Source organism: Arthrobacter sp. 2YAF22_2, from assembly GCF_052114645.1.
Classification (GTDB): domain Bacteria; phylum Actinomycetota; class Actinomycetes; order Actinomycetales; family Micrococcaceae; genus Arthrobacter.
This window is the reverse complement of sequence record NZ_JBFRFD010000386.1, coordinates 1-3661: the sequence shown is the minus strand read 5'-3', so window position 1 is coordinate 3661 and position 3661 is coordinate 1. Positions and strand designations below refer to the sequence as shown.

The following is a 3661-nucleotide window of genomic DNA, read 5'->3' as shown; positions in this document are numbered from 1 at the left end:
ACGACTGGCTGCGCCGTGGACGTCCGGCCCTGGCTACGGACGATTCGGGCCCGGCGCTCTTCCTCGGCGCGCGCGGCAAGCGGGTGGACCAGCGGCAGGTCCGCAGCGTCGTGAAGGGGCAACTGGACGGGCTGGGGGACACCTCCGCCACCGGTCCGCACGCGCTGCGGCATTCGGCGGCAACCCACCTGCTTGACGGCGGGGCGGACCTCCGTGCCGTGCAGGAAATCCTTGGCCACAGCAGCCTGGCCACCACGCAGATTTACACCCACGTCTCGGTCGACCGGCTCCGCAAGAGCTACCTGCAGGCCCACCCGCGCGCCTGACCTGCCCCCTCCACCGCCACGCGGCAGAAGGCGGTCGGACGCCCGGCTGACGTGTTGGTCAGATAAAACGACTCGCCGGGGTGCGACGCGCCGAATTGCACTGGCGTAATTAGCCGGGGTGGGGCAGAATGAGATTCACGCCCGGCAACTTTCAAGTGGTGCTTGAAGCTCAAGAGCATCGTTTTCACCACCTGAGACCCGGACCTATTTTTTGCGGCACGGGGTTTCGAAACTGCTGCGAAAAATGCGATAGTGCTTTGAAAAACTGAATAGTCAGGCAGGGGCAACCGCCCCGCACACGGATCCGCGCAACAGACGGACATCCAGGCAGAGGTCGTTGGGGAAGACGTACCTATAGCTATGGAGGATGGAATGTCTGTTGCACTRACCCGMGGTGTCTTGTTCGTTCACTCGGCCCCGACCGCCCTGTGCCCCCACGTTGAGTGGGCCATTGGGTCTGTCGTGGACAAGCGGACGGACCTTGATTGGACTGCCCAGCCCGCTGCGCCCGGAATGTTCCGGGCAGAGCTCTCATGGACCGGAACAGCCGGGACGGGGGCTCAATTGGCGTCTGCCCTCCGGGGCTGGGCCCACCTGCGCTACGAGGTCACCGAGGAGCCGAGCCAGGGTGTTGACGGCGGCCGCTGGTCGCACACTCCGGAACTTGGCATCTTCCACGCCGTCACGGACGTACACGGCAACATCATGGTCTCCGAGGACCGCATCCGCTACGCCTATGAATCCGGCGCCGGCGACCCCTCCGCGGTCTACCATGAGCTCTCCCTCGCCCTTGGTGAGGCCTGGGACGAGGAACTCGAGCCCTTCCGGCACGCCGCCGAAGGCGCCCCGGTGCGCTGGCTTCACCAGGTCGGCTAGGACCGACACCCTCCGGACCCAGGTTTCCGCCGCCTGGCCCACCCCCACCGCACTCCATAGCAACGCCAAATGACAGATGGCGGCAATGTTCACGAAGAACATTGCCGCCATCTGTCATTTCGGCGTGCGGGCCGGAGCCGGCCCGAGCCCGCCTAGAGGCTGCGGACGGCGATGACGGCGTTGTGGCCGCCGAAGCCGAAGGAGTTGCTCAGCGCCACGATGCTTCCGCCGGGCAGCGCACGCTCGGAAGTGACGACGTCGAGCGGGATCTCCGGATCCTGGTTTTCCAGGTTGATCGTGACCGGCGCCTTGCGCTCGTACACGGCCATCACGGTCAGCACCGCTTCCACCGCGCCGGAGGCGCCCAGCAGGTGCCCCATCTGCGATTTAGTGGCGGAGACCGCCACGTTGTCGACGTGGCTGCCGAGGGCGGCCCTGAGCGCGGTGTATTCGGGCTTGTCGCCGACCGGGGTGGAGGTGGCGTGCGCATTGACGTGCACGACGTCCTCGGCCTGGATACGGCCGTCGAACATGGCCGCCTTGAGCGCCCGGGTGGCGCCGAGGCCCTCCGGGTCCGGGGCGGTGATGTGGTACGCGTCGGCGGTCACCGAGGTGCCCGCCAGTTCGGCGTAGATCCGGGCGCCGCGGGCGATCGCGTGCTCCTCGGCTTCGAGGACCAGCGCGCCGGCACCCTCACCCATGACGAAGCCGTCGCGGTCGCGGTCGTAGGGGCGCGAGGCGTGCTCGGGATCGTCGTTGCGGCGCGAGAGCGCCTGCATCGAGGCGAAAGCGGCAATCGGCATCGGGTGGATGGCGGCTTCGGCACCGCCGCAGACGACGACGTCGGCCTTGCCGGAGCGGATCAGGTCCAGTCCCACGTGCACGGCTTCGGTGCCGGACGCGCAGGCGGAGACGGGGGTGTGGGCGCCGGCGCGGGCACCCAGGTCAAGGCTGACAGCCGCAGCCGGGCCGTTCGGCATCAGCATCGGCACGGTCATGGGAAGGACCCGGCGCGGGCCCTTTTCGCGGAGGGTGTCCCAGGCGTCCAGGAGGGTCCAAACGCCGCCGATGCCGGTGGCGAAGGCCACGGCCAGGCGGTCGTGGTCGATGTCGGTGATGCCGGAGTCGGCCCAGGCCTCACGGGAGGCCACCACGGCGAACTGCGTGGACGGGTCCATGCGCTTGGCTTCGACCCGGCTTAGGACTTCGAGGGCGGGAGTGGAGGCGCGTGCGGCGAAGTGCACCGGCAGCTCGTACTTGGCTACCCAGTCGTCCTCAAGCGTGTGCGCGCCGGAGACGCCCTTCAGCGCGTTCTTCCACATCGTGGGGACATCGCCGCCGATGGGCGTGGTGGCACCCAGACCGGTAATGACTACTTTGCGTGTCATGGGATCACTCTCTGTCGGTGCGCCTGCCGTGTCCGGAGCCTGATGGGGCGGCCGGGGCCTGCGTAAGGAAATCTCGGGGTGGTTCTGAAAGAAGGCGGCCGTGGTGTACCGGCCCGGGAGGCCGCTGAAGCGTCCCGGGCCGGCCACAGGTCCGGCCGGAAGGGGCCGACGCCGGGGTGCAGGCGGGATCAGGCCTGGGCGTTGGCGATGAAGCTGACTGCGTCGCCGACGGTCTTGAGGTTCTTGACCTCTTCGTCCGGGATGCGCACGCCGAACTTTTCTTCGGCGTTGACCACGATGGTCATCATCGAGATGGAGTCGATGTCCAGGTCCTCGGTGAAGGACTTGTCCAGTTCGACGGCCTCGGGGGCCAGGCCGGTCTCTTCGTTGACGATTTCAGCCAGACCGGCCAGGATTTCTTCGTTGCTAGCCATTGATGGCTCCTTTTCTTGTTGTTGCCGTCTGCTCCCGGCGCTTCCGGGCGTTTCTGGCGAAATGATTCAAACCGAGGGTTCGGCTTGGTTTGGGAATCCGTGCTGTTGTGAAATGCGAACAGCCGGGAAGTGCGGTGCCGTGCTATGGAAGCACAATCACCTGGGCGCCGAAGACCAGTCCGGCTCCGAAGCCGATCTGCAGGGCCAGCCCGCCGCTCAGTTCAGGATTTTCCTGCAGCAAGCGGTGGGTGGCGAGGGGGATGGAGGCCGCCGAGGTATTGCCTGCTTCGGCGATATCCCGGGCGATCTTGACGGTGTCCGGGAGTTTGAGCTTCTTGGCCATCTCATCGATGATTCGCATATTGGCCTGGTGCGGGATGAACGCCGCGAGGTCCTCCGCCTTGACCCCGGCGGCGTCGAGGGCCTGCTGCGCCATCTTGGCCATTTCCCAGACCGCCCAGCGGAACACCGTCTGGCCGTCCTGGCGCAACGTGGGCCACAGGGCGGCTTCGGTTGCGGCGGCCTCACCCTCGCTGAGGGCGCTCCCGTGCTTGCCGGCGGCAGCGAAGTCGCGGATGTCGAGCATGGAATGGGTCATGCCGATGGCGTCCCACTTGCTGCCGTCCGATCCCCATAC

General features: G+C 66.9%; 5 protein-coding genes. 2 read left to right on the top strand and 3 right to left on the bottom strand.

Annotation, left to right across the window (positions count from 1 at the left end; translation table 11 throughout):
* Both AB4Y86_RS14480 and AB4Y86_RS14475 read left to right on the top strand, forming a co-directional pair.
* Nucleotides 1-326: tyrosine-type recombinase/integrase (locus AB4Y86_RS14480; RefSeq protein ID WP_441402897.1), on the top strand; the 326-nt coding region annotated here is incomplete at its 5' end.
* Between the two features lie 372 nt (nt 327-698).
* Nucleotides 699-1202: a DUF3145 domain-containing protein gene (locus tag AB4Y86_RS14475; RefSeq protein WP_441402896.1), complete on the top strand. Its 504-nt coding sequence runs from the start codon at nt 699-701 to the stop codon at nt 1200-1202.
* Between the two features lie 152 nt (nt 1203-1354).
* On the opposite strand, the gene fabF is transcribed toward AB4Y86_RS14475, so the two are convergent.
* From fabF to AB4Y86_RS14460, 3 genes are all read right to left on the bottom strand, one after another.
* Nucleotides 1355-2590, bottom strand: a complete 1236-nt coding sequence (gene fabF / locus AB4Y86_RS14470; protein WP_441402895.1) for a beta-ketoacyl-ACP synthase II — start codon at nt 2588-2590, stop codon at nt 1355-1357.
* Between the two features lie 188 nt (nt 2591-2778).
* Nucleotides 2779-3024, bottom strand: coding sequence for an acyl carrier protein (locus AB4Y86_RS14465; protein WP_175320862.1), 246 nt, complete (start codon nt 3022-3024; stop codon nt 2779-2781).
* 142 nt (nt 3025-3166) lie between these two features.
* A partial coding sequence (locus AB4Y86_RS14460; RefSeq protein WP_441402894.1) for a 3-oxoacyl-[acyl-carrier-protein] synthase III C-terminal domain-containing protein occupies nt 3167-3661 on the bottom strand: 495 nt, incomplete at its 5' end.

Coding starts and splice junctions, on each gene's coding strand:
- fabF (WP_441402895.1), bottom strand. CDS start 2,590: ATGACACGCAAAGTAGTCATTACCGGTCTGGGTGCCACCACGCCCATC.
- AB4Y86_RS14465 (WP_175320862.1), bottom strand. CDS start 3,024: ATGGCTAGCAACGAAGAAATCCTGGCCGGTCTGGCTGAAATCGTCAAC.